Origin of the sequence: Mucilaginibacter sp. CSA2-8R, assembly GCF_038806765.1 — a bacterium.
Classification (GTDB): Bacteria; Bacteroidota; Bacteroidia; order Sphingobacteriales; family Sphingobacteriaceae; genus Mucilaginibacter.
Genome location: NZ_CP152389.1, coordinates 1,382,410 through 1,408,487 on the forward strand (window position 1 = coordinate 1,382,410; position 26,078 = coordinate 1,408,487).

Annotated in this window: 25 protein-coding genes and 1 tRNA gene; 10 read left to right on the forward strand and 16 right to left on the reverse strand. The window is 43.0% G+C overall.

Going from position 1 to position 26,078, the window contains the following annotated elements:
* The first annotated feature begins 7 nt into the window (after positions 1-7).
* The 3 genes from AAGR14_RS05995 to AAGR14_RS06005 all read left to right on the forward strand — a co-directional run bounded on the left by AAGR14_RS05995 (position 8) and on the right by AAGR14_RS06005 (position 3,846).
* Positions 8-1,927, forward strand: a complete 1,920-nt coding sequence (locus tag AAGR14_RS05995; protein ID WP_342647685.1) for an ABC-F family ATP-binding cassette domain-containing protein — start codon at positions 8-10, stop codon at positions 1,925-1,927.
* Positions 1,928-1,979: 52 nt separating this feature from the next.
* The gene (locus tag AAGR14_RS06000) at positions 1,980-3,248 is read left to right on the forward strand and encodes a DUF5103 domain-containing protein (RefSeq protein ID WP_342647686.1); all 1,269 of its coding nucleotides are present in this window, start codon (positions 1,980-1,982) and stop codon (positions 3,246-3,248) included.
* A 70-nt stretch (positions 3,249-3,318) separates the two neighbouring features.
* Positions 3,319-3,846, forward strand: coding sequence for an acyl-CoA thioesterase (locus tag AAGR14_RS06005; protein ID WP_342647687.1), 528 nt, complete (start codon positions 3,319-3,321; stop codon positions 3,844-3,846).
* 243 nt (positions 3,847-4,089) lie between these two features.
* Here AAGR14_RS06005 and AAGR14_RS06010 read toward each other — a convergent pair whose 3' ends face one another.
* From AAGR14_RS06010 to AAGR14_RS06020, 3 genes are all read right to left on the reverse strand, one after another.
* Entirely contained in the window at positions 4,090-4,263 is a 174-nt protein-coding gene (locus tag AAGR14_RS06010; RefSeq protein WP_342647688.1) for a spore protein, read from the reverse strand.
* A 32-nt stretch (positions 4,264-4,295) separates the two neighbouring features.
* A tRNA-Cys gene (locus AAGR14_RS06015) sits at positions 4,296-4,366 on the reverse strand.
* 47 nt (positions 4,367-4,413) lie between these two features.
* Positions 4,414-5,088, reverse strand: a complete 675-nt coding sequence (locus AAGR14_RS06020; RefSeq protein WP_342647689.1) for an RNA methyltransferase — start codon at positions 5,086-5,088, stop codon at positions 4,414-4,416.
* A gap of 65 nt (positions 5,089-5,153) precedes the next feature.
* On the opposite strand from AAGR14_RS06020, the gene AAGR14_RS06025 reads away from it, so the two are divergent.
* Entirely contained in the window at positions 5,154-7,535 is a 2,382-nt protein-coding gene (locus tag AAGR14_RS06025) for a BamA/TamA family outer membrane protein (RefSeq protein ID WP_342647690.1), read from the forward strand.
* 12 nt (positions 7,536-7,547) lie between these two features.
* On the opposite strand, the gene AAGR14_RS06030 is transcribed toward AAGR14_RS06025, so the two are convergent.
* From AAGR14_RS06030 to nusB, 8 genes are all read right to left on the reverse strand, one after another.
* Entirely contained in the window at positions 7,548-7,997 is a 450-nt protein-coding gene (locus AAGR14_RS06030; protein ID WP_342647691.1) for a MarR family transcriptional regulator, read from the reverse strand.
* 38 nt (positions 7,998-8,035) lie between these two features.
* Positions 8,036-8,194, reverse strand: a complete 159-nt coding sequence (locus AAGR14_RS06035) for a DUF5522 domain-containing protein (protein ID WP_342647692.1) — start codon at positions 8,192-8,194, stop codon at positions 8,036-8,038.
* 3 nt (positions 8,195-8,197) lie between these two features.
* Positions 8,198-9,136 carry an MBL fold metallo-hydrolase gene (locus tag AAGR14_RS06040; RefSeq protein ID WP_342647693.1) on the reverse strand — a complete coding sequence of 313 codons (939 nt, stop codon included), beginning with the start codon at positions 9,134-9,136 and terminating at the stop codon, positions 8,198-8,200.
* Positions 9,133-9,738, reverse strand: a complete 606-nt coding sequence (coaE, locus tag AAGR14_RS06045; RefSeq protein WP_342647694.1) for a dephospho-CoA kinase — start codon at positions 9,736-9,738, stop codon at positions 9,133-9,135. Before coaE ends, AAGR14_RS06040 begins: the two co-directional genes overlap by 4 nt.
* A gap of 5 nt (positions 9,739-9,743) precedes the next feature.
* A complete protein-coding gene (locus AAGR14_RS06050) occupies positions 9,744-10,688 on the reverse strand; it encodes a CdaR family protein (protein WP_342647695.1) in 945 nt (314 codons plus the stop codon).
* An 84-nt stretch (positions 10,689-10,772) separates the two neighbouring features.
* Entirely contained in the window at positions 10,773-11,087 is a 315-nt protein-coding gene (gene yajC / locus AAGR14_RS06055) for a preprotein translocase subunit YajC (protein WP_342647696.1), read from the reverse strand.
* Positions 11,088-11,106: 19 nt separating this feature from the next.
* Complete coding sequence (locus tag AAGR14_RS06060; RefSeq protein ID WP_342647697.1) at positions 11,107-11,556, reverse strand: DUF1573 domain-containing protein; 450 nt, start codon at positions 11,554-11,556, stop codon at positions 11,107-11,109.
* Complete coding sequence (nusB, locus tag AAGR14_RS06065; RefSeq protein ID WP_342647698.1) at positions 11,556-12,503, reverse strand: transcription antitermination factor NusB; 948 nt, start codon at positions 12,501-12,503, stop codon at positions 11,556-11,558. The genes AAGR14_RS06060 and nusB overlap by 1 nt, the downstream gene beginning before the upstream one ends.
* 292 nt (positions 12,504-12,795) lie before the next feature.
* On the opposite strand from nusB, the gene AAGR14_RS06070 reads away from it, so the two are divergent.
* Positions 12,796-14,595 carry an ABC transporter ATP-binding protein gene (locus AAGR14_RS06070; protein WP_342647699.1) on the forward strand — a complete coding sequence of 600 codons (1,800 nt, stop codon included), beginning with the start codon at positions 12,796-12,798 and terminating at the stop codon, positions 14,593-14,595.
* Positions 14,596-14,675: 80 nt separating this feature from the next.
* Here the strand turns inward: AAGR14_RS06070 and AAGR14_RS06075 are convergent, their stop codons facing one another.
* Complete coding sequence (locus tag AAGR14_RS06075) at positions 14,676-15,260, reverse strand: hypothetical protein (protein ID WP_342647700.1); 585 nt, start codon at positions 15,258-15,260, stop codon at positions 14,676-14,678.
* A 181-nt stretch (positions 15,261-15,441) separates the two neighbouring features.
* Here AAGR14_RS06075 and AAGR14_RS06080 point away from each other — a divergent pair, with 181 nt between their 5' ends.
* Complete coding sequence (locus AAGR14_RS06080; protein WP_342647701.1) at positions 15,442-18,264, forward strand: FAD-binding and (Fe-S)-binding domain-containing protein; 2,823 nt, start codon at positions 15,442-15,444, stop codon at positions 18,262-18,264.
* Positions 18,265-18,285: 21 nt separating this feature from the next.
* On the opposite strand, the gene AAGR14_RS06085 is transcribed toward AAGR14_RS06080, so the two are convergent.
* The 4 genes from AAGR14_RS06085 to AAGR14_RS06100 form a co-directional block, all read right to left on the reverse strand.
* Positions 18,286-18,834, reverse strand: a complete 549-nt coding sequence (locus AAGR14_RS06085; protein ID WP_342647702.1) for an acyl-CoA thioesterase — start codon at positions 18,832-18,834, stop codon at positions 18,286-18,288.
* Between the two features lie 88 nt (positions 18,835-18,922).
* Positions 18,923-20,830, reverse strand: a complete 1,908-nt coding sequence (locus AAGR14_RS06090; RefSeq protein WP_342647703.1) for an AAA domain-containing protein — start codon at positions 20,828-20,830, stop codon at positions 18,923-18,925.
* A gap of 48 nt (positions 20,831-20,878) precedes the next feature.
* A complete protein-coding gene (locus AAGR14_RS06095) occupies positions 20,879-21,358 on the reverse strand; it encodes a nucleoside deaminase (RefSeq protein WP_342647704.1) in 480 nt (159 codons plus the stop codon).
* Between the two features lie 65 nt (positions 21,359-21,423).
* Entirely contained in the window at positions 21,424-22,035 is a 612-nt protein-coding gene (locus AAGR14_RS06100) for an OmpH family outer membrane protein (RefSeq protein WP_342647705.1), read from the reverse strand.
* A 149-nt stretch (positions 22,036-22,184) separates the two neighbouring features.
* Between AAGR14_RS06100 and gyrB the strand changes: the two genes are divergently transcribed.
* The 4 genes from gyrB to AAGR14_RS06120 all read left to right on the forward strand — a co-directional run bounded on the left by gyrB (position 22,185) and on the right by AAGR14_RS06120 (position 25,937).
* Positions 22,185-24,143: a DNA topoisomerase (ATP-hydrolyzing) subunit B gene (gene gyrB, locus AAGR14_RS06105; RefSeq protein ID WP_342647706.1), complete on the forward strand. Its 1,959-nt coding sequence runs from the start codon at positions 22,185-22,187 to the stop codon at positions 24,141-24,143.
* A gap of 107 nt (positions 24,144-24,250) precedes the next feature.
* The gene (locus AAGR14_RS06110; protein WP_342647707.1) at positions 24,251-24,589 is read left to right on the forward strand and encodes a PadR family transcriptional regulator; all 339 of its coding nucleotides are present in this window, start codon (positions 24,251-24,253) and stop codon (positions 24,587-24,589) included.
* Positions 24,586-25,257 (forward strand): hypothetical protein, encoded by a 672-nt coding sequence (locus AAGR14_RS06115; RefSeq protein ID WP_342647708.1) that lies wholly within the window; start codon positions 24,586-24,588, stop codon positions 25,255-25,257. Before AAGR14_RS06110 ends, AAGR14_RS06115 begins: the two co-directional genes overlap by 4 nt.
* Entirely contained in the window at positions 25,254-25,937 is a 684-nt protein-coding gene (locus AAGR14_RS06120) for a hypothetical protein (RefSeq protein WP_342647709.1), read from the forward strand. Before AAGR14_RS06115 ends, AAGR14_RS06120 begins: the two co-directional genes overlap by 4 nt.
* Positions 25,938-26,078 lie beyond the last annotated feature (141 nt).

Sequence of the window (26,078 nt, forward strand, 5' to 3'; positions counted from 1 at the left end):
TAGGTAAATGATTGCAATAAATAACCTGACGTTCGAGATCGGTGCGCGTGCCCTTTATGATGATGCTAACTGGCATATTAAACCCGGAGAAAAAATTGGCCTGATTGGCGCTAACGGAACCGGAAAAACTACGCTACTTAAAATTATTGTTGGCGACTACAAACCAACATCGGGTACTATATCAAAATCTAAAGATTTAACCATTGGTTACCTGAACCAGGATTTGCTTTCGTACTCGTCTGATAAGTCAATTTTGCATGTGGCCATGGAGGCTTTTGAGCGCCAGAATCAGTTGCATACCGAAATAGAAAGCCTGCTTAAAAAGCTGGAAACTGATTACAGCGAGGATTTGCTCAATAAATTGAGCGACAAACAACACGAGTTTGAAGCGCTGGATGGCTACAATATCGAATATAAAGCGCACGAAATTTTGGCTGGGTTGGGTTTTGCCGATGTTGATCAGGAACGTAAGTTAAGCACTTTTTCGGGCGGTTGGCGGATGCGTGTAATGCTGGCCAAAATACTGTTACAGTCGCCCGATATATTGTTACTCGATGAGCCAACCAACCACTTGGACTTACCATCCATACAGTGGCTGGAAGATTATTTAAGAGATTTTGAAGGGGCTGTGGTCATTGTATCGCACGATAGATGGTTCTTAGATAAGGTTATTAATCGCACGGTCGAGTCGCGTAAAGGTAAGCTTACGGTTTATGCCGGCAATTATTCGTTCTACCTGGAAGAGAAAGCCTTGCGGGAGGAGATACAGCGGGGTGAGTTTAAAAATCAGCAATCTAAAATAAAGCAGGAAGAGCGTTTGATTGAGCGTTTCCGTGCTAAAGCGTCAAAGGCAAAAATGGCGCAATCGCGCATCAAAATGCTCGACAAAATGGAGCGTGTTGATGATGTGGATGACGATAACCCATCGGTTAACTTCACCTTTAAGTTCGGTAAGCAATCCGGACGTAATGTTACCACGATTGAAAATATCAGTAAAAGCTACCCAAATCTCGAGATATTAAAGCATGCCAATGCCATTATTGAGAAGGGAGATAAAATAGCGTTAATTGGTGCTAACGGTCGAGGTAAATCAACCCTGTTGCGAATCATTGCTGATGCCGATAAGGATTTTACAGGCAAAAGCGAAACGGGTTATAATGTAACTCAAACGTTTTTTGCCCAGCACCAGTTGGAATCATTGCATCTTGAAAGTGAGATATTAAAGGAGTTACAGTCATTTGCGCCAAAACATACCGAAACAGAATTGCGCTCTATATTAGGTTCGTTTTTGTTTACGGGCGATGATGTGTTTAAGAAAATCAAGGTGTTGTCGGGCGGCGAAAAATCGCGCGTGGCATTAGCTAAAGCGTTAACTGCAGATGCCAACTTCCTTATACTCGATGAGCCTACCAACCACTTGGATATGCAATCGGTAAACATCCTGATACAGGCATTACAGCAATACGAGGGTACCTTTATTGCCGTGTCGCACGACAGGTATTTTTTGGATAATATTGCCAACAAGATCTGGTTTATTGAAGATCATCAGATTAAGCAATACCCGGGCACCTATCAGGAATATGAAGAGTGGCAATCTAAACGTAAGCTGCAGCCAAAAGCAGCAACACCTGCGCCTCAGCCTAAAAAAGAAGAAAAAAAAGAGCCGGTTAAGCAGCAGCCCACCGAAGATAAATCTAAGCAGCTTAAAAAATTGAACAACGATTTAACCCGGATGGAGCAGCAAATTGCCGATTTGGAAAATGAGGTAAAACAGCTGGAAAACCGCCTGGCCGATGAAGATATATATAACAACTCTACTAAGCTTAAAGAAACTAACAGCAATTATCAGCAAAAGCAAAGCCAGGTAAAGCAGTTGCAGCAGCAATGGGAAACCCTTGCCGAGCAGATTATGGAACTGGAAGCTTAAGTTAAATACATAAATAAGCCATGCTGCCCATCAGCATGGCTTAATTTTTTTCATGATGAAATCACTGGGACTGGTTGGGTTGTTATTAATGCTGTCGTATTATGCATACTCGCAAGGCACGGTTTCTTATACCGATCAGGTTTATCGCGGCAGCATCAAAAGTGTAGAGTGTTATAACGCTGCCAAACAAGGCTCATTCCCGTTAATCCGTTTCCGTACCAACGAGCAGTTGGTGCTGGCCTTTGATGATTTAGAAGGCCGTAGCCGCAATTATTACTATACCATGGAGCATTGCGACGCTCAGTGGAACACTTCTCGCTTATCGCCTGCTGAATACCTGCAAAGCTTTACCGAAGACCGCATCATGGATTATAACTACTCCAGCGGTACAGTTCAAAAGTATATTCATTACCAGGTAAGATTCCCTAATGCCAACATCAACCCTAAGCTGCCGGGTAATTACCTGCTCAAGGTTTACGAAGATAATGATCCAACCAGGCTCATTATCACTCGTCGTATCTATGTGGCAGCTAATACCGTGAGCATAGGGGCAGAGGTAGTGCCGTCGGCCAATGTGGCGCTGCGTGCTCAAAATCAAAAACTTAATTTTCAGGTTACTTATGCCGGCTTAAACGTTCAAAACCCGTACACCGATATTAAGGTGATAGCCATGCAAAACGGCCGGCAGCAAACGGCTCAATTAAACACCCGGCCAACCTACATCCGCGGTTCGCAGTTGATATATAATGATGTAAGCATTAACGATTTTGCCGGCGGTAACGAGTTTAGGCATTTTGATACCCGTACCCTGAAATTAAATTCAGAGCGTATTGCCCGGATATTTAAAGACACGACCAATACGGTTTTGCTGTTAGGAGATGCAAGCCGTAACGACGGCGCTTACTTGTTTCAGTATGATATTAACGGCAGTTTTTATATCCTCAACCAGGATGGCCACGACCCGGCCACGGATGCAGATTATGCCTACGTATATTTCAATTTTACGGCGCCGTTAAACCTGCCCAAAGGCGATATTTACGTTACCGGCAGATTTAATAATTATAACTTAGACTCAAACAGTAAGCTGATATACGATGCCACACGTAGCCGCTATAGTCTTGCCATACCACTCAAACAAGGCGTTTATGATTACCAGTACGTTTGGGTGAACACTGCCACGCAGCACGCAGATAGTAAACCCCTAGAAGGCAGTTTTTTTGAAACCGAGAACGATTATCAGCTATTGGTTTATTACCGGGCACCTGGCGCAAGGTGGGAGGAGTTGGTAGGCTATCAGTCCATCAATACAGGCAGGCGCTAACACTAATTACCCGCGTCTAGAAAAGTCTGTCAAGCCTGTAACAACCGCTTAAAATATTATCTTTGTTGCTATGCAAGCCAAAAAGCCTCAGGATTCTTTAGTGATTATGAACGAGTTGGTGTTACCCAACGATACCAACATGATGCATAATTTGATGGGTGGGCGCTTGCTGTACTGGATGGATATTGCCGCGGCCATGTCGGCGCAAAAACACAGTAACCGCTTGGTGGTAACTGCCTCGGTAGATAATGTCTCCTTTCAGCAATCCATAAAACTAGGCGATGCGGTAACAATTGAAGCCAAAGTTACCCGGGCTTTCAATAAATCGATGGAAGTGCGGTTAGATGTATGGGCGCAAAATATACCGTCGGGTACCAAAATAAAAAGTAATGAGGCTTATTACACCTTTGTTGCGCTTGACGATGCCGGAAAACCTGTTGCCGCCCCCGAACTGGTACCCAAAACAGACGAAGAAAAACTGATGTTTGAAGGTGCTTTGCGCCGCCGCCAGCTACGCCTTATTTTGAGCGGCCGTATGGAACCTAATGATGCTACCGAAATTAAGGCGCTGTTTATGGCGGCCAAACATGAAGTGTAACATTACCTAGTAATTACGGGCCTTCTATCTGTTTGTTATAGCTAATACTATTCACGTTTAGCTATGTAGTAAAGCTGGCGCATTGCTTTTCACTAAAGCTTTATAGTGCTGGATAATTATTAATGAACACTAGATTTAATTACTTACTCAAGATAAATAGGAGTGTGATTTACTCCCATAAAAAAATCCTTGTTAGTTTTCACCAACAAGGATTTTTGAATTTTTTAAAATAAGAGCAGTCGCTTACTTAGCAGAAAGTTCAGCTAAAACCGCATTGTTTTTAGCAATTTGGCTGCTTGCTTTCTCTTTAGAGCGGCTTCCTGGCTGCAGGTTAGTAGCTAATTTTAAAAACTGTACTTCTAAGCGAGATACGGTTTTATTTCTTCTGTCTTTTCTTTTTAAACGTGTTACGCCCATGGTAATTTCTCTTTAACGGTAAAACCCTTTAGAGGTCGAGAGCGGATTCGAACCGCTGTACAAGGTTTTGCAGACCTCTGCCTAGCCACTCGGCCACCCGACCATTTTATTGGAGTGCAAAAATAATTATTTTTTGTACATGGGCAATAATTATTTTAACCTTTTTCTGCTGATTTCTGAACAAAATAACGCCGTAGCGATAGATACGTTCAAAGATTCAGCCTTGCCAAGCCTCGGGATAGTGATGTTCTGCGTAATTAATGTTTGAATATCGGGTCTGATGCCGTTGCCTTCGTTGCCCATCAGTATCAACCCCTCACTGCCAAAATGGGCGGTATAAATGTTTTCACCATTCAGCATGGCTCCAAATATTGGCAAGTTTAATGCGGGCAATACAGTTTTTAAATCTGTGTAATAAATTTTTACTTTGGCCAATGATCCCATCGTAGCTTGTACTACTTTAGGGTTGTAGGCGTCTACAGTATCATCTGAACATATGATATGATGAATGCCAAACCAGTCGGCCGTACGGATGATGGTGCCCAGGTTGCCTGGGTCTTGCACGCCATCCAGCACTAACGAAAACTTACCTTTCAACGCGTCCGGACTTAGTTGCGGCCATTTGGGCAGGCTAATTACGGCTAATACTTGCTGAGGAGTGGTAAGTCCGCTCATTTTTTGAAGCTCGACTTCTGTAATCTCCTGAAAATTGATTTTCTTTGATAGATTGTGCAATTTTGCATCCGCTGCAACGGTATGGTAAACAATGTTTATTTGGTAACCGGCTGCTATAAACTCTGATACGGATTTATAGCCTTCGGCCACAAATAAATGATGTTCGCGCCGAAACTTTTTTTGTTGTAAGGACTTTATTAAACTGATCTGAGATTTTGAAACCATTTTACCCGGAGACTAAGCTTTACAGCCTTGCAATATTAAGTATTCTTTTAGCATTTGTAGCAGGTGGTTGCAGCTTAACCCGTGGTGTGCCTGATAACCAGTACCTGGTGCGTAAAATAACCATTGACAGTGTTGACAAAGAGTTTTCTGAAGCGTCATACCTGTATGTTGACCGGCTGCAGCAGCCTAACAGCTGGTTTAATCTGCAGTTATATTACCTCTTCAATAAAAAAGGCAAAAAGGAGTTAGGTGAGCCGCCTGCCATTTTAGACAGCAACCTGGTTGAGTATTCGCGCATACAGATTGAACGTTTTTTGCGTAACAAAGGCTATGTAAAAGCCACTGTAAAGAGCGATATTAAAACTAAAGACAAAAAAGCTTTCCTGACGTTCACCGCCAAAGAAGGGTCTATGTTCAGGATACGGAATATTCAAGATAGCATCGGCGATCCTAATGTGCAGGTATTGTACCGCATTAACCGCAGGCGTTTCTCGCATGTGCAGCCTGGTAGCCGTTATGATGTGGACAGCTTGGCATATGACCGTGACGAGTTTTACCAGGTAATGAAGCGTAACGGCTATTATGATTTTTACCGGCAATACATCAATTATAATTATGATACTACGTTTAATAACAGCGTGGTAGATATTAAAATGATTATTGATAACCCGCCCGGTAAAAAAGAGCATCCCATTTATAAGATTAATAACACCTTAATTACCATATCTAATCCATACGGTCGCACCGAAGGTAAGGCGGATACCCTGAAGGTAGATTCGCAATTTACGTTTGTTGATTACTCGCGCCGGTTTAAGCCCAATGCCGTTACACGTTACATCTTTCAGCAAAAAGGAGATATTTATAACATTGATCAGCAAACGCTGACCACCTCGCGCTTATCCGAGCTAAATGTGTTCCGTAATGTGCCTAACCCGATTTATAAGAAGCTGCCTGATAGTGTTAACCGGAGGTTAGACAGCCGGATTGACATCATACCGCTCAAGCGTATGTCAGACCGTATCGAGGCAGAATACCTGCACTCAGGGCCTGCATTTTTTGATTTCTTTTCCAGCTCTGGTTATGGGTTTAACATTGGTAATACGTTTTCGCACCGCAATTTATTTAAGCAGGCCGAGATATTACAATTGAAGCTGAACTACAGTATCCTGTATGGAGGCAGTCAGTCTGAGATCAGTGGTATACAAAATCAGGATTTTAAGGTGGGGGTAAATTTGGTATACCCGCGTATTATTTCGCCGTTTGACCTGCCTTTGTTAGGTAAGTATGGGGTGCCGCATACTACGTTTTCTTCCAACTTCCAGTTGTTTTATCAAAATGGACTTGTAAAAAGGCGCAGCTTTATTAATGCCATTACTTATGATTGGATTGAAACTACCCGCAAACAACACTCTTTTACGCCCATCAGTATCGAGTTTACTAACGGAACTATTGATCCGATTGCCCGTCAGCAACTACTTGCTCAAAATCGTTATTCCTATATATATTTGATTGGGCGTACGGTATTTACAGCCAGTACGCAGTATACATTTCAGCTTAATGCTAACAAGCTAAACTCATTGGGTAATTTTGTGTATTTCAGAGGGTCGGCAGATATTGGCGGCAATACGTTAAGCTTACTCACTAAGGCGTTTAATACCAAGCGCGATAGCTTAGGCCAACGCACTTTGTTCGGCTATGCATTTGCACAATATGCCAAAGGTGATGTTGATATACGTATTTACCGTCATTTGGGCGAAGGTGAGCGCCAGTTTGTATTTCGTATCAATCCGGGCATTGGCGTGCCGTTTGGCAACAGCGATCAGTTAATATTCGAAAAAAACTTTTATGCCGGCGGTGCTAACGATATACGTGCCTGGTTGCCGCGTACACTTGGACCAGGGCAATTTAACCGGGCCATATATCCGGATAAAATAACCCGCGACCGTTTAAAATATCTCGACCAATTTGGTGAGATAAAGATTATTGGCAACCTGGAGTATCGCGGAAAGCTGGTAGACAACTTTTACGGCTCTAAGCTAAAAGGTGCCTTGTTTGTAGATTTTGGTAACATTTGGCGTTTAAAAGAAGAACCCGGTGTGCCCAACAGTCAGTTTAAGTTCAGCAACCTTTATCAGTCTACGGCTGTAGGTATTGGCGGTGGTTTACGTTTCGATTTGACTTTCTTCGTGTTCAGGCTGGATGCGGCCTTTAAATTTAAAGATCCGCAGTTTACCGGATCAGACCAGTACGTGTTAATTAAGCACTTTGATGAGCTGTTTAAAAGCGGTTCGTTTAAACAAACTTATAACGATACCAACAGCGAACCATACCGCTTTATGCAGTTAAACTTTGGTATAGGTTTGCCGTTTTAATAGATGTTGATGCTATCCGCGAAATTTATCGAGCAGTAAGCTTAGCGAGTTGGCTTCTTCTTCGGTGAGGTTATGCCTAAATAAATCGGCGGTTTTAAACTCGACGTCCATTTTAGCTAATACTTCCATGCCTTTTTCGGTGATGTGGATATCTACCGCACGTCGGTCTGTATTGTTAGTGCAGCGCGATACCAGTTCTTTTTGTACCAGGCGGTCAACAATACGCGAGGCGTCCGACATCTTGTCAATCATGCGCTCTTTAATCATATTGATGGTGGCTGGTTTAGGGCTCTGACCCCGCAAAATACGCAACACGTTAAACTGCTGGCTGGTGAGATTGTATTTTTCGAAATGAGAACGATGCAGGTTGCTCATCCAACTGTAAGTGTATGATATATTGATAACCGCTTTATGATAGTTATCTTCAAATTTATCACTCTGAATTTCGTCTTCTATTCTCATATCAATTACAATTATAACAAATATGATTTTAGCGCGAACTATTTTTTAATACGTTTTGCTTTTTTATCCCGGCCATAATGCCAGGGGCAGTGCAGGCATTTGTTTTTGCAGCAGTGGCCGCGCTTTAGGTGGTAAGCCTCGGTAAATACATAATTACCGTCTGCATTAATGTAATAATCAACCCCTTCAGTCAGCATGTATTAATTAAGCGATTTAGTAAATATGCGGTCGCCAAAATAATCTTTTAGGTGTCGGCCATCGCCATGCAAGGTCCATATTTGCTGCGGATTTACCTGCTTTACGGCCTGCAACACGTCGTTCCAGTCGGCATGGTCTGAAATAAACAAAGTATCCTGTTGGTTGGCCTGCAGATTTTTCCACCCGGAGGCAAACAAGCGTTTTACGCCTTCGGCGCGCAAATAACTATTAAAAGTAAAAGGAGGCACCAGGTACACATATTGCTGCTGATCTTTCATCAGCTTACGGTTATACATTTGGTATGGTCCTAAAGCATAGCCATGTTTTTCATAAACGGTACTTAATGGTGCAATACGAAAGTGTACAAGCACCTTTTTTTCGGGTACGTAATGATTGATCATATGGGTAAGGCGTTGTGCTTTGCCTAAACCGTAAGCTCCTAACAAAATATTGCTTTTAATGTGGGCAAGCTTTTCAATCTCTTGCACCGGGTCTGGATGAATGATGTCCGGGTCGGCGAAGGTACTTTCAGTAATCAACACATCTGCTGTAACCCACTCTATAGGCTGGCAGGTGGGGTCGGGCTGTAATTTATAATCGCCGGTGTAAATGTAAGTAGTACCCTGGTACTGCATTACTACCTGGGCTGAGCCAAGCATATGCCCGGCAGATATAAAAAACAGGCTTACGCCACCAATATTAAATTCCTGGTGCCAGTTAAATAGCCGAAAGTTGCGACCTGCATTTTTACTATAACGCAGTTTCATAAAATCGGCAGTGGGGGTAGTGCAATAAACATGGTGGTTGCCGGCTACGGCATGGTCGCCGTGGGCATGGGTAATAACGGCATGCTCAACCGGTTGCTGCGGATCCAAATAAAAATTGCCGTATTTACAGTAAAGCCCATTAGCATTATAAGCTACAAAATCGTCGAGTATCATGTTAAAATATGGCCGGCATGAGCGCTAAGCTCCCGGTGTATGGCTAAAGCTTGGGGGATAACCAGTTGGGTATTGTCGTTATTAATGGTATAGCTGGCCAGTTGTTGCTTTTGATCTTGCGGCATTTGCTTAGCTTCTCGGCTTTGTGCTTCGGCGTTAGTAATACCATCGCGCTGCACTACCCGGGCAATACGCATATCGGTAGGGGCGGTTACTACAATAGTATAATCGCAGTCTTTGTAAGATCCGCTTTCAAACAACACCGCAGCTTCTTTTAAAACATACGGGGCATCAGGGTATTGCAAAACCCATTGGTCAAATGCCCGGAATACGGCAGGGTGCACTAATGCATTTAGTTTGTGAAGTTCGGCTTCATTATTAAACACTACACCAGCAATCAGTTTTCGGTTAAGTGAACCATCAGCAAAATAAGCGTCGGTACCAAAGTGCTCTTTGATGGAGTTAATTAACTGATGGTCGTTAACCATTACTTTTTTAGCTTCTGCATCCGAATAAAAAACAGGAATACCCAATATTTCAAATAAGCGGCTTGCCGTAGTTTTGCCGCTGCCAATGTTGCCGGTAATTCCAATTTTTAGCATAATATTTATTTTTTTATCAGAAAATCAATATTTCGCGGTACAACATTTACAATCCGGCAGTAGGCGGGCATGCGGGTAATGTTTACGGGCAATACCGTATAGCCTTGTTCCCACAAAGCAAAGTTTGCATTAGCTTCAAAAAAGTCCTGGTCAACCTCGGCATAGCGGCTCAGCGGAATAGTAAATGTAACTTTAATATATTGCGGGAAAACCTTCACGTTATAATAGTGCAGGTTACCTACCAGGTTAACCGGTATACGGAGTGTTTTTTCGGTAAACTCTTCAACCGGTAAATGTACCTGTACGCTTTTAGGATAAATATTGATGTTGCCTTCTTTTACAGGTTGCAGTTTTAATTTGCCGCGTATATCGTTGTTAGCGCCAGTCACCTTTAATGTATCTGTTTTCCATGACGTAATTTTATTTATCACGTTTCCAGGGCCGGTAATAGTTACGTAAGCTGGTTTAATATTTATTTTACCCGAAGGCGCAAACTGCGGCAGATATGCTACATCAAGTAGGGGCTCTACTTTTACCCGTTTTAAAACACGGTTAGTAAAGTCAAAATAAAGGGTATCCGGATTAAAAGAAATAATCCGGTGCGATTTGTCTCGGTGCCGGTTTATTTCTGCAATCTGTGTATTTAAAGCAATAAAGTTACTGTGCTCAAGCGTATGCAAATCAATGGTTACCGGTTCATAATTGTTATTAAACCGGGCAAAAAGCATATGCCAGCCGTCGCCTTGCATAATTGCATCAACTGTATCGGGTTGCAGGGCATGAAATGCGCGCTTTTGAGGGGTATTTTTAAAGGTAAGGGTTTGCCTTACGGTAAAGTTATAAGAGCCGGATAGTGTAGCCAGTATCCAGGCACCAATTGCAATTAATATGCAGGTAAAAAATGCAGACACCCGCCTGCGTTCTGCTACCGACAATTTAATTATACCCATATCTGATGCTTTACCAATGTAAAAGTAAAATGCCGCCCCGGGTTTGCAAACGCGGAAACGGCATTTATTTTAAACCACCAAAGTCTAAGCTTTGGCCGGTGTGTTTAAAGCTTTTGAAGAATCAAGCGAAACAGCTGCTTTATCAAACCTGATTTTGCCGTTTTCAACTTCTAGTAAGATGGTGTTATCGTTGATATCAATAATGCGTCCGTGTATGCCCGCGGTAGTAACTACGCGGTCGCCTTTTTTTAATTCTTCAACGTATTTTTTCTGGTCTTTCTGTTTTTTAACCTGAGGGCGGATCATAAAAAAGTAGAAAACCACAATGATCAAAACCATGGTAATGATCTGGCCAGTGGCTGCACCACCTCCAAATTGTAATAAAATTGCTGCTGTCATGTAAATCAGTAAATTTTGCTTATTTTTTTGCTTTATCGTCGGTAGTAACTTCGCCGGTTAAATGCACCCTGTTTTCGCCCGGAACGGTATTGGCTACGACAGTAATTAATTTGTCTTGCAAACCACTTTTGCCCGCGCTGTTAAAGGTTACTTTTACCGTGCTGGCCTGTCCGGGCTGTATAGGCTCTTTAGATACTTCGGGCGTGGTACAGCCGCAGGTAGCGTAAGCTTCTTTTATTATTAACGGCGACTTACCGGTGTTGGTGTACTTGTACAGGTAAGTCACTTTGTCGCCTTGTTTAATTTTACCAAAGTCGTGTGCCTCGGTTTCAAACTTCATTACCGGGGCATTAACGCTGTCAACCGGTGCGGCTGCAGTATTGCTGCCTATATCTGTTTTTTGAGTGGTTTGGTTGCAGGCGGCCAATGCTATGACCATACATAAACCTGCAGAAATAATTTTTATCATTATTCTATTAATCCACGGCCCGATTTCCGGATCCTGTTTTGTTCTTTTAGTTCAAATAAAATCTTATCTAAGATACCGTTAATAAACGAGTTACTTTTCGGAGTACTTAATTCTTTTGCAATCTCCAGATACTCGTTAATAGTAACCTTAACCGGTACCGATGCGAAGTTAATAAACTCAGTAATGGCCATTTTCATCAGCAGGGTATCCATCATAGCAATACGTTCAGGTTCCCAATTTTGCGTTTTTTGCGCAATCATATCCTGATACTCTGCATTATATCTTACCGTTTGCCTAAACAGGTCTACAATAAAATCACGGTCTTCTGTCCAGTTGCCGGTAACTTCTGCCAGTTTATTTTGCTGCGGATTGTCGAAAGAGAAGTTTTTAAAGGTTTTGGCAATCATTGCCTGTAAAACATCCTTGTCAACCGGCCACGATATAAACATATCTTCAAAAACCTGCTCAGCAACCGACGATTTTAAGATTACTTTTTTAAAGATGAATTTAATAATGTCTTTATCAGTTTGTAGGGTATCATCTGTTTTTTGCAGGTATGCTCTGTACTCATCGGAGTTTTTTAGCGTGATAAATAAAGTTTTAGAAAGCTCGGGCTCAAAATCCCATGATACTTTGTACTTCTTTAAAGCAGCAATATATTCTTTATTAACGTGCAGTGACGCGATAAAACGATTTTCGAGAATTTTAAGATTGGGATTTAAATCTTCGGCCGTTGGCAGGTGTTTGTTTGCTCTTTCGGCAGCGTCATTGCTGGCGTATTGAATTACCTCGTCAATAAGCGAAAGCATCCAAATGTACATTTCATATACCTTGTCAATGTTTTGCAGCAGTAGTTTTTCGTGCTGGCTTACATCTTTCGGTTCGGTTTGGTGGTATGCGTATAAAGCCTGTAATACTTTAACCCGGAGGTGCCTTCTGTTTAACATGAATAAGAACGTTTGTAATATTTATTTATATAAAATGCTAAATTTTCACAATGTGTAGTTAAACAGTATAATGGTTTTTGTTGAAATAAATGCCAAAAAATTAAGTCAGCCTCACATCATCCATAAACCGGTAACCCATCAAATCAATGAACCTATAGCCCCGCAAAAATAGGTATTTTTTCGATGGACGTAAACATTAATGTGCAATGTTTATTTGAGCAGCACAGTGGGCAATACGTAACAACGTTAATAGGTAAACAACATAATAAAAGCCTTACCTTTGCCGGGCTGTATGAGAAGTCTTGCATATCTCAATAAATATTTTTACAAATATCGCTGGCATTTAATACCGGGTATTCTGTTCGTGGTTATTTCAAACGTGTTTGGGGTGCTGCCAGCGCAGGTTATTCGTGTGGCTTTTAATTTGGTGTCAGAAAATATCCAGATTTATCACTTGTACACCGGCTTTGAGCGGCAACAGGTTATTTACCAGATATTTGGGTCGAGCCTGTTATTGTTTGGGGCATTAGTATTTGTGCTGGCCTTGCTTAGGGGATTATTTTTATTCTTTATGCGGCAAACCATCATTTTAATGTCCAGGCATATTGAGTATGATCTTAAAAATGAGATTTATGCACATTACCAAAAGCTTTCGCTGGCTTTTTACCGCCGGCATAATACGGGTGATTTGATGAACCGGGTAACCGAGGATGTGAGTAGGGTACGTATGTATTTAGGTCCCGGTATTATGTACGCTATTAATACCGTTGTGCTGTTTATTTTAACCGTGTATGCCATGCTGAGCGTGAACGGAAGACTTACCTTTTTTTCGTTACTGCCTATGCCGGTGCTGGTGTTTAGCATTTACTATGTAAACAATATCATTGAGCACCGCAGTGAGAAGATACAAGAGCGGTTGTCAGCGCTCTCCAGCTTTGTACAAGAGAATATATCGGGTATAAGGGTAATCAAGTCATATGTTAGAGAGGGCTTTGTAAACGAGCGTTTTTCTGCAGAGAGTGAACAATATAATCACCACTCGATGGAGCTTACCCGTGTGCAGGCATTGTTTTTTCCGATGATGCTATTGCTGGTGGGATTGAGTAACGTACTGATTGTATACATAGGTGGCGTGGAGGTGATGAAAGGCAATATCACCTCGGGCAATATTGCCGAGTTTGTAGTATACCTAGGGCAGCTTACCTTCCCGGTAATGAGTTTAGGCTGGGTATCATCGCTTATTCAGCGGGCCGCGGCATCGCAAAAACGTATCAACGAGTTTTTACACCAGGAGCCCGAGATTATATCACCGGATGTGCCGCCTAAGAAGGTTGAAGGGCAAATTGTGTTTGATAACGTAAGTTTCACTTACCCGGATACCGGCATAGAGGCATTGAAAAATATTTCGTTTACGGTAAACCCCGGCGAGTTAGTGGCTGTGATTGGCCGTACAGGTTCGGGTAAATCAACCCTGGCAAATTTACTGATGCGGATGTATGATGTTACAGGCGGCGAGATACGTATTGATTATACACCACTCAAAAATTTAAACCTGGAAAGCTACCGGTCGCAGATTGGTTTTGTGCCGCAGGAAGTTTTTTTGTTTTCTGATACCATAGCCAACAATATTGCTTTTAGCGCAGACCAACTGGACATGCCTGCTGTAGAGCAAGCCGCCAAAGATGCGGCTGTTTACCATAATATTATGGAGTTGGATCAGCAATTCAACACGCTGATTGGTGAGCGTGGTGTAACCTTGTCGGGCGGGCAAAAGCAAAGGGTGAGTATTGCCAGGGCTATCATCAAGCAACCGCAGATTCTGGTTTTTGATGATTGTTTATCAGCTGTTGATACCCGCACCGAAGAAGAAATTTTAGGAAACTTAGGGCACATTATGAAAGACAAAACCAGCATTATCATTGCCCATCGTATATCCACTATACGCAGTGCAGATAAAATATTGGTGATGGATGAGGGGCGAATTGCGGAGTACGGCAATCACCAGGAATTAATGCAGCAAAAAGGTATCTATTTTGATTTATACGAGAAACAACTGTTGGAAGAAGAAAGCCCAATCACTCCTCAAAGTTAAGAGAGCTTAGCCATAACAAAAGCAAACGCGATAAAATCTTCTTTTACCGCGTTTGTTTTTGTTATAAGTATTTTAACTTTTTACTGGTTTTCCGGACTATGGCTGCCATAGTCTGGCGTGCCTTTGTCGTCTTCGGGTTTGTAATAAGCTGTACCCGGAGTATCCGAGTCATCTTGCCCTACTTTTTGGCGGTCGCCATCGTTATCGGCAGTACCCTCTTGGGTTTTGCCATTATCTTGCTCAACGCCGCCTACTTTTTGTTGTTCTGGCTCTTCACGGTAGCCCGGAACTTCTTCTTTTCCTTCGTTCACGTCTGGTTCTCCTTGTTGGTCTTGTGGTTTAAAATTTGTGTTTTCAGGGTGCTCTTCGAGCGGTTCGGTACGTTTAAAATAATCGTTGCTATAACCTGCATTGCGCGATGGGTTAGCTAAATCATCACCCGAACGGTTTACGTTAACTTCGCCGAATTTTTGGCCGCCCATACCATGGCTTTCGTAACCAGGCTGGTCAGGGTTGGCATCTTCGCCGCCAAATATGGTTCGTTTTAAGTCGCTTTCGTCTAAATTATCATCATCCTCAACCTTGTAACCTCCTGCCGGAGCGTCGGCCGATTGTTCGGTATGGTGTGGATAATCTTTGGTTGGTTCATCATCATAGGGTACCATAGGATATTGTATTGATGTATAATTACAAAAGGTTTCAGCAACAGATTTGTTTTGGCTTGTACCGGTTTTGCTGTGGTTAGTATTAGTATGCACTTTTATTGCTCATAAAGTAAAAATTGTACCATAAAGCGATGGGTTTACACGTTAACTTTACAGTGAAAGCTTAGGCTGTGATTTTAGCATGGATATCCCCAAATTATTAGAACAAATACTTCCCCGCGAAAGGGTAAAATCAAAGTTGCTAGATCTGGTTGCGTCAGCCTCTGATGCCGGATTCTATTACCTCCGACCTAAAGCGGTAGTGCTGCCCAACACTGAGGATGAGATCAAAAAGCTATTCCAATTTTCGAGGCAACACCAGATACCGCTGGTTTTTCGTACAGCGGGTACCAGTTTGTCTGGCCAGTCGGTAACAGATGGAATATTGGTGGATTTAAGCCAGCACTGGCGTAAAATAAGCATTGAAAATAATGCCGAAGTGGTACGGGTGCAACCTGGGGCTATTGGTGCTGTGGTAAACACTTACTTAAAAAAATACGGCAAAAAAATAGGTCCTGATCCGGCAAGTATTAACTCAGCCATGATGGGAGGTATTATCTCTAACAACTCAAGTGGTATGTGCTGCGGGGTAAGCAAAAACTCTTACCATACGGTTAAACACCTGCGTTTTATATTACCCAATGGCTCGGCTTATAACACCGAAGAGCAAAGTGATTACGCACGTTTTGTACACGAACAAACTGAATTAGCGCAAACATTGGCAGATATCAGGATGCAGTTGATGGAAGATACTCAATTGCATGACCTGATCCGTTATAAATATCAAACTAAAAATACGGTTGGCTACGCTGTAAATGCTTTTATCGATTTTGAGCAGCCTTTAGATATCATGGCCCACCTGTTGGTTGGGGCTGAGGGTACGCTGGGCTTTATTGCCGAGGCGGTAATGCATACCGTTCCCGACTATAAGGCTAAGTCAACAGCTATGCTGTACTTCCCGGATATATTTTCGGCCTGCCAGGCTATTGTGCCGCTAACACAATCGGGTGCCGAGGCGGTGGAGCTAATGGACAGGGCATCTTTACGCTCAATCGAAAATGTAAAGGGTATGCCCGCCATCATCAAAGAATTACCTGAAAGTGCCGCTGCATTACTGGTAGAATACCAGGCAGACACTACCGAAGAAGTAGATGCGAAAATTGCGCAGTTTACTGCTATAGCCTCGAGCTTGGCTATGCTGAACGATGCAAAGTTTAGTACTGACCCTGTTGAGCAGGCCTTGCTGTGGAAGGTGCGTAAAGGTATGTTCCCGGCTGTAGGCGCGGTAAGGGCAAGCGGGACTACCGTTATTTTAGAGGATATCGCTTTCCCGGTAGCTAATTTGGGTGATGCCATACTGGATTTGCATCAGCTTTTTAAGCAATTTGATTATGCTAATGCCATTATTTTTGGCCATGCTAAAGATGGTAACATCCATTTTGTAGTAACCCAGGCGTTTGATACGCCTGCAGAAATAGATAGGTACGACCGCTTTATTAAAGCCGTGGTTGACCTAGTAGTCGCTAAATACAACGGCACGCTAAAAGCCGAGCACGGTACCGGCCGAAATATGGCGCCTTTTGTAGAAACAGAATGGGGGCCGGAGATTTACGCCGTGATGAAAGCCGTTAAAGCACAGGTAGACCCTGTAAATCTGCTTAACCCCGGCGTAATTATTAACCACGACAAGGCAGCACATATCCGTAATCTGAAAGATTTACCGCAGGTAGAACAGGAGGTAGACCGTTGTATGGAATGCGGTTTTTGCGAGCACAAATGCCCGAGCCGTGATATTACCTTAACCCCACGCAAACGTATTGTAGTACGGCGCGAAATTAAAAAGTTAAAGCAGCACGGCCATGCCAAACAACATGCCGAACTGGTGCAGCAATACCAGTATCAAGGTTTGGACACCTGTGCGGTAGATGGCCTATGTGCCACTGCCTGCCCTGTGGATATTAACACCGGCGATTTAGTAAAGCGGCTACGGGTAGAGAGCCATTCATTCACAGCCAACAGCGTTGCTATGTTTACCGCCCGTCATTTTAAAGCGGTATCGGTGGTTGTGAAACTGGCTTTACGTGCCGGAGTGCTCATGAATACCATTTTTGGTAAAAAGACCATGTATAAACTGACGGCGGCTATCAAAAAGGTTATTCCGGCATTTCCCCTATGGTCAAATCAACTGGCTGTTGCTCCGGCTTTGCCTAAACCGGATAAGCTTGTAAGCAGCGATGTTAAAGTGGTTTACTTTCCGGCCTGTATTAACCGGGTAATGGGCGAAACAGACAAAAACAGTAAGCCGGTTACCCAGACTTTTATTGATGTATCGGGTCGAGCAGGCATTGAGGTTTTATTTCCGCAAGGGCTAAGCAACCAGTGTTGCGGGCAAATTTATTCTTCGAAAGGTTTTACCGATTCGCATGCCTATATGGTGAATGCTACTATTAGCCAGCTGTGGGAAACCACGCAGCAGGGAAAATACCCTTTAGTGCTCGACATTAGTTCTTGTACACAAACTTTACGCAATTGCCGGGGCAAGCTTACTGATGAAAATAAGGCAAAGTATGATGGCTTGACTGTTTTAGATAGCATTGAATATATTCAACAGTACGTTATGCCCAAGGCGGAAGTGAAAGCCAAGAAGGGGAATATCGTACTTCACCCGGTATGCTCATTGAGTAAAATGGGTTTGGAAAATGCATTTTCGGTAGTGGCCGGGCATTACGCTGAAAAAGTGACGGTGCCGGTACACGCAGGCTGCTGTGGTATGGCAGGCGACCGTGGCTTTCTGTTTCCGGAACTAACTCGTGCCGCCACCCGACTGGAAGCCCATGATGCCAACCAGGAAGTGTGCAGCGGCTATTATTCATCATCCAAAACCTGCGAAATTGCTTTGTCGGATGCAGTCGGCCAAAACTACCAGTCGATATTAAGGTTGGTAGACGAATGTACCGCGCCGTAAAATGAGCGGGGAATGAGCTTACTACAATTCAATTTTGCAACGCTCCTGGCTGATGATTTTGATGGCTTCTTCCAACTCGTTGTCGTTTTTAATACGATTCTGTTCTTGGTTGTAATACTTAATCAGTTCGCGGCGATGGTAGGCTTCGTAAAAGCGTTTAACTTCGGTTGGTGTTTGTAAAATTAATGCAGGTACTTTTGCCGGCTGATGGTCTTCGCCCATAGCCACCATGGTGAAGTAACTTGAGTTAGTGTGTTTAACCTGCTGCGTGCGCACATTTTCGGTTTGTACCCTGATGCCGATAACCATAGATGAATTACCCACATAATTAACAGAAGCCAGCAGCGAAACAAGTTCTCCAACTTCTACCGGTGCCAAAAAGTTAACCGTGTCAATAGATACGGTTACACAGTAGTTGCCGGCATGTTTAGCTGCGCAGGCATAAGCTACTTTATCCATCAAACCTAAAATAACACCGCCATGTACCTTACCGCCAAAGTTAGAGTACGACGGTATCATTAATTCAGTTAGCGTAGTTTGTGATTGTTTTACCGTTTTGTAATCGTCCATAAGGTTGAAATCAGATAATATTGCATTAGACTAACGCAATATGCTGTTTTTCAATAAAAGGTAAAATAGCGCTTACCTTATAGTCCAATTAAAAAGGAGCAAAATCCCATGCGCTTTGATATCCACCGTTTTGCTCAGCATAAGTAATAAAATCTGCATAAAATGGAAAGCTACCCAAGGTGGCGCTATCGCCAATAACCACCAGCTTTTTACGTGCGCGGGTCATAGCTACGTTCATGCGGCGGGTATCAGCCAAAAAGCCAATTTCACTTTCTGTGTTGCTGCGGGTCATACTCAAATAAACCACATCGCGCTCCTGGCCCTGAAAGCTGTCAATCGTATTCACGGCTATGTGGTTTTGGTATTTTGCCAGTTCCGGATGATTTAATAATTGCTCCTGCAATAAACGTATCTGCTCTTTGTAAGGCGATATAACTGCAATGGTTGGAAAGTTTGCGGCAGGCTGGGCTGCATTGATTTGTTTGATTAACAAACTTAAATGTTTAAATACAAAAGCGGCCTCATCGGGGTTAGCCGTGCTGGTGCCTTCGGCCTGTTCGTTAAAACCGCAACCGGCGGTATCAATAAAACAAAGCGGTTGGTCATCATCAAACAGTAGTTGGTTGGCTACGGTAGCATGTGCTTTTAATCTGCCTTCATAAAATTCTTGCGAAGAGAAGCCCATAATTACGTTGTTCATCCGGTATTGTGTCTCGAGCAGGGTAACGGCCCCCGGATATAATTTTGCACATTTTTCGAGCAGTGTGGTGCTGAGTCCTTGCCTGGCTGCTTCTGTTGATTTGATGGTTGGCGGCAGTTGCATGTGGTCGCCAGCTAAAATTACTTTTTGTGCTTTAAGTATGGGGATCCAGCAAGCAGGTTCAAGTGCCTGGCCGGCTTCATCAATAAAAACGGTTCTAAATTTAGTGTCACGGATGGTATAATGATTGGCGCCTACCAGCGTTGCGGTAACTACCTGTGCTTTGGCTACTAAGTCATCAATAATATATTGCTCGGTTTTACCCACGTCCTGCATAATTTTATGCGCTTCGTTAAATAAAGCTTTTCGCTGGTCGCGTTCGGCTTTGCCAAAGCTTCGCTTGTATTTATGCGCCATGTTTTTGTACTCAGACGCCTGTTTCTTAAGCTTTTTAATGTCTTTGATCAGGCTGTGCTGTGCCATCTGATTATCGAGTGTAAGAGCAGTCAGCTTTTCAGAAACACGTGCCGGGTTACCAATCCGTAACACCCGCAAACCTTGCAGGTTCAACTTTTCGCTCAGCAAATCAACGGCAGTATTGCTGGGCGCAACCACAAGTACCTGCTCGTGGGCTTGTGTAACTACAACTTTAATGGCTTGCACCAAAGTAGTGGTTTTACCTGTGCCCGGAGGGCCGTGTACTACAGCTAAATCCTGCGCGGCTATAATGCTGTTAACGGCTTGTTGCTGAGCCGGGTTTAAACCAACTGACTGAACCGTAGCAGACTGGCTTGAAAACACGGGTTGCTTTAGTCCGGTAAGTACCTCTATCAACCTGTTTTCGGCAGGTTGAGTACTGGCGGTAGTCGCCGTTTTTAAGGCAGCTTGTATTTCATCATAGCTGTTATTATCAAAAAGTAAGTCAACGCCTAATTTACCGTCGCGTGCCCATTCAGGTAACTCGTCGGTATACAGGGTGACTTTTAACCTGTTATTACCCTGATAGCTAACCGTGCCTTCTGCCCGGTTAGCTTTAGGGTCATGGTTGGAAAATAGGGCAGCAGGTACGCCAAACCTAAACTGGTGTGCAATATCCTGATGCGTGGTACGCTCCAGTTCTACCGTAATATAATCGCCGCGGCTGGGCTCTGTGCCACGAATAGCAACCGGATACCACGTAATACCGTTGGCCCGCCGGTCGGCTGCCGAGTTATTTTCGGTAAGTTTTTGATAAGATTTTTGATCCTCTTCGCGCTCCAGCTTAAGTAGGTGTAACAGGTTGTCAAAATAAGTCATTGGCAAAGTATATCGTATGTTAAGCCACGCTTGATGAGGTAAAAAAGATTAATAATGAGTTTTGACTACCGAGATTTTCCAGGCATTAAAGGCACCTAAAGCCTCGTTGCGCAGCATTTCTACCATCGGTAATTTACGTTCCTCTTTGGGGCGATCAAGCTCTTCATAAATAAACTGGTCGTCAAAGCCAATGGCTGCTGCATCACTTTTATTGTTAGCGTAGTAAATTTTCTCGATACGAGCCCAGTAAATAGCGCCCAGGCACATAGGGCACGGTTCGCAACTGGTATAAATTATGCAGCCCTCTAAATTATAAGTGTTTAATTCCTGGCAGGCCAGGCGTATGGCTGATACCTCGGCGTGGGCCGTAGGATCGTTACTTGGAACTACCGTATTAGCGCTGGCCGCTACCACATGGTTGTCTTTTACAATAACGGCACCAAAAGGGCCGCCTAAACCTTGCGCAACATTTTGCTCAGACAGCGCAATAGCCATCCGCATATATTCTTGGTGTTTGCTGTTTTCCATAAATGTATAGTCCATAAAAAAACCCCAACTAAAAGGTTGAGGTTTTATGCTGATGTTTAAAAAAGTTATTTTTTGTCTTTAGTATAAGCCTCGTTAAGTTTTTTAACTACATCGCTGGTAATATCCAGGCTGGCATCACCATATAAGATACCGCTGTTACCTTTTTGGTAGGTCATCACCATTTTATAGCCTTTATCTTTAGCGTAGGTTTTTAAAAACTCAGCCACTTTTTCGTAAAGTTTAGCTTGTTCGCCGGCCTGGTCGTTTTGTACCTGCGCACCTGCATTTTGCTGATAAGCTTGTAATTCTTGCTGTTTGCGTTGTAAACGTTGCTCTGTAGCCTGGCGCTGATCGGCACTCATCGTTGCAGCTGCTTTTTGGTACTCAGCTACCTCGCGCTGAAAAGCTTGGCCGCGGCCTACTAAATCGGCTTGTGCTGCTTTACCTTTTTTCTCCAGGCGGGCACTCATATCTTTAAAGTATTCGTACTTGGTTAGTAACGAATCTGAGTTTACAAACACTATTTCTTCAGCCCTGGCACCTGTAGTGCTGCTTGCAGCAGGGGTAGTAGTGGTAGCTGTTTTGTCTTCTGTTTTGTTTTGGTTACAGGCAGCTAAACTTCCTGCCAGCATTAAGCTTAAAGTAATTTTCGATAACATCGAAGCCGGGGTTTTCATCGTTCTCAATTAAAAATTTCACAAATATATCATTTCGTTAGCACTATCCTAAAGTTTTTAATGACCTGTACCTGACCCCGTCAAGTTATCAACATGGCGCGTTTATGCTTAAAAATGCGTATATTTGTTAGTTATTTTTAATTATAAATATGAGCGAAGAAAATCAGGATAAATCTAATTATTCAGCTGATAATATTCAGGTTCTGGAAGGTTTAGAAGCTGTACGTAAAAGGCCGTCCATGTATATTGGCGATACCGGCGTAAAAGGTTTACACCACCTGGTATATGAAGTAGTGGATAACTCGATTGACGAAGCACTTGCGGGTTATTGTACTGATATCAACGTAATTATACATAAAGGTAATTCCATTACCGTTGAAGACAATGGCCGGGGTATTCCAACCGGCATCAATACCAAAGAGAATAAATCGGCACTCGAAATTGTAATGACCGTTTTGCACGCAGGCGGTAAATTTGATAAGGATACTTATAAGGTTTCGGGTGGTTTGCACGGTGTAGGTATATCATGTGTTAATGCATTGTCAACCCATGTTAAAACTGTAGTACATCGCGAGGGCAAAATATTTACCCAGGAGTATGAGCGCGGCAAGCCTTTGTTTGATGTTAAAGCCATCGGAGAGTCTGACCGTACGGGTACTATTCAATGGTTTCAGCCCGACCCGGAAATTTTTACTACCACGTTAGAGTATAAGTATGATACCCTGGCTGCCCGTTTGCGCGAACTGGCGTTTTTAAATAAAGGCATCCGTTTGACATTAACCGACGAGCGTTTAGTGGAAGAGGATGGCGAGCCGGTTATTGAAGAGTTTTTCTCTGAAGGTGGCTTGAAAGAGTTCGTAAAGTTTTTGGACGGCACCCGCCAGTCTATCATACCAGAGCCTATTTATGTAGAAGGTACCAAGCAAGGTATCCCGGTAGAGCTGGCTTTGCAATATAATGATACCTACTCCGAAAATGTGCATTCGTATGTAAATAACATTAACACCATTGAGGGTGGTACACACGTAGCCGGTTTTAGAATGGGTTTAACCCGTACCTTAAAAGCGTATGCTGATAAATCGGGTTTGCTGAAAAACGTTAAGGTAGATATTACCGGCGATGACTTCCGCGAGGGCTTAACCGCTATTATATCAGTTAAAGTGGCTGAGCCTCAGTTTGAAGGGCAGACCAAAACCAAGTTGGGTAACAGCGAGGTGAGCGGTGCCGTAAACGTAGCCGTAGGCGAAATTTTAAGCATCTACCTGGAAGAAAACCCAAAAGAAGCCCGCTTAATTGTAAATAAGGTAATCTTAGCTGCTACGGCCCGGGCCGCTGCCCGTAAGGCACGCGAGATGGTGCAACGCAAAAGTGTAATGAGCGGTTCGGGTTTGCCCGGTAAACTGGCCGACTGTGCTAACAGTGACCCGGCAGTTTGTGAAATATATTTAGTCGAAGGTGACTCGGCAGGTGGTACTGCCAAGCAGGGCCGTGCCCGCGATTTTCAGGCTATCCTGCCGTTAAGGGGTAAAATCCTGAATGTGGAAAAGGCCATGGAACATAAGATTTACGAGAACGAGGAGATTAAAAACATGTTTACGGCCCTGGGTGTAAGCATTGGTACTCCAGAAGATGATAAAGCTTTAAATATTGCTAAGCTGCGTTATCATAAAATTGTAATCATGACGGATGCCGACGTGGACGGCTCGCACATTACTACGCTGATTCTGACTTTCTTCTTCAGGTACATGAAAGAGCTGGTAGAAAAAGGATATGTGTACATTGCCTCGCCGCCATTGTACCTGGTTAAAAAAGGTAAAGAGTTTGAATATTGCTGGACAGACGAGCAGCGCAACGCAGCCATACAGCGCCTTAAAGGTGCTGGTCGCGAAGATAGCGTAGGTGTACAGCGTTATAAAGGTTTGGGTGAGATGAATGCCGAGCAACTATGGGAAACTACCATGAACCCAGCTACACGTACCTTACGCCAGGCCAGCATCGAAAATGCTGCCGAGTGCGACCATACCTTCTCGATGCTGATGGGTGATGAAGTTGCCCCACGCCGTGAGTTTATCGAAAAGAATGCTAAATATGCCCGTATAGATGCATAAATAATAAATTTTATAGATGAGCTCTGCCGGTTTCGGCAGGGCTTTTTTTGTGTATTTTGCCAATGCATAATTTAATTAGGTATGTAGTTTTATTATATATTTGTAATATGAGTACCAGTCCGCTGTTAAAAGGAACTTTGCAAACCATCATCCTGAAGCTTTTGGATGATAATAAGCAGATGTATGGTTATGAAATAACACAAAAAGTTAAAGAACTAACGATCGGCGAAATTAAGCTTACCGAAGGCGCCCTGTACCCAGCCTTGCACAAGTTGGAAGCCGAAGGTTTGCTGGAAACTTTTAACGAGGTAGTCGATAACCGGGTGCGTAAATATTACCGCCTCACCCGCCAGGGAGGGCAGGAGGTAACTAACAAATTACAGGAGGCGCAATCGTTTATCGAACAGTTGCAGTTATTATTAAACCTTAACCCTCAAACCAAATGACGATTACGCAGGCACAGCAGGAAAGCATACGGGAAGTTCTTTGGCATAATCTAAAATTCAAAGAAACCTTTGATGAACTCTACGACCACATCCTAACCTCGATTGAGCATACCGAAACCAGCGAAAAGTTGCCGCACGAAATTGCTACAGACATCATCAAAAGTGAATTTGGCGGTTGGGAAAAATTGAAGGAGTTGGAGTTATCAAGGCAAAAGCAAATTCAGTCGCAATTAAGAGGTAAACTCTGGAAGCTGATGAAAGGCTATTTCCGGTTCCCGCTGATTTTATTTACGCTGTTAGCTTCAAGTGTATTCTATTATGCCGCTGACCATTTGCCGCGCAAAATAATTGTATTGATAATGTTTCTTGCAGTAATGATGCCTTTGCTGATGTGTTATAGAATTATCTCCTTTCCAATAAAGCGATGGAGTAGAAAATATAAGGCATCTATAAAAGAAAGTGTGGTAGAGGGTATTAGTAAAATCGGGTTAGGTTTATTTAACTGCTTGATGTTTATTCCTCAGCTATTTGTAAAGGATGGAAATTTTTTGGTCATTAATAATATGCATGCTTCGGCGTTAGCATTAGCAGCTGTAGTTTATAGTATTTATAGCCTGAGTGCTATCAGGCTTTTTCAGGAAGATTTAAACGTGTCGTTAGTACCATGATACTTTCCAAAGCAGATTTGCAGCAAATCAAGGCGTTCATTTCGAAGCGGGGCTTTACCGAACCCGACCTGCAAATGGAGATTGTTGACCATGTGGCGTGCCGGGTTGAAGATTTAATGAATGCCGAACAAGACCTCAATTTGCAAAAAGCCATTACTTTAACGCATGAGTCGTTCGGTGTTATGGGTTTTAGCGTGTTTGAGGATAGTATGCGTTCCGCTTTGCAGAAGCGCTATTGGCAGGTGTTTAAAAGTTATTTCAAATCGGCATTCAGCTATAAAATGGTACCGGTAATGCTAGCTTCAATATATCTTTCGGGACTGATATTCACTTTTATACAGGAGCCTGAATACGTTTTCGGAGTGACTGGTGCCCTGCTATTGCTTGCAATGGTATGCAACGGTATTTTTAACGAACAAAAGTTTAAACCGTATAATAAAATGCTGACCTTTAAAATGGGTAATATTTACTTAGTCATTTGCAGTGTGTTATTTCAGGTGTATAATCTATTGATCGTACAATTAAAGCTTTATCGCTATCTCTCGCCAGCTTTCACCGGGACATTATTTGCAGTTATCTTGATTATCATATTGGCAGCCTTTTTTAGCGTAACTAAAACGCAGCTAAAAGCGGTTAATACCTGCAAGCAGCTACAAGAAAAGTATGCCTTGGCCGAATAAAATACGCTTGTGATAAGTTAAAATAAGTAAATAACTATTTGGCTTATTTATGGTTATGTATTTGTACTTTGCACCTGTAAACTGCTGCGTTAACTAACCAATTGTAAGCTTTAAGCAGTTTTGGGCCAATTCTAACTACTG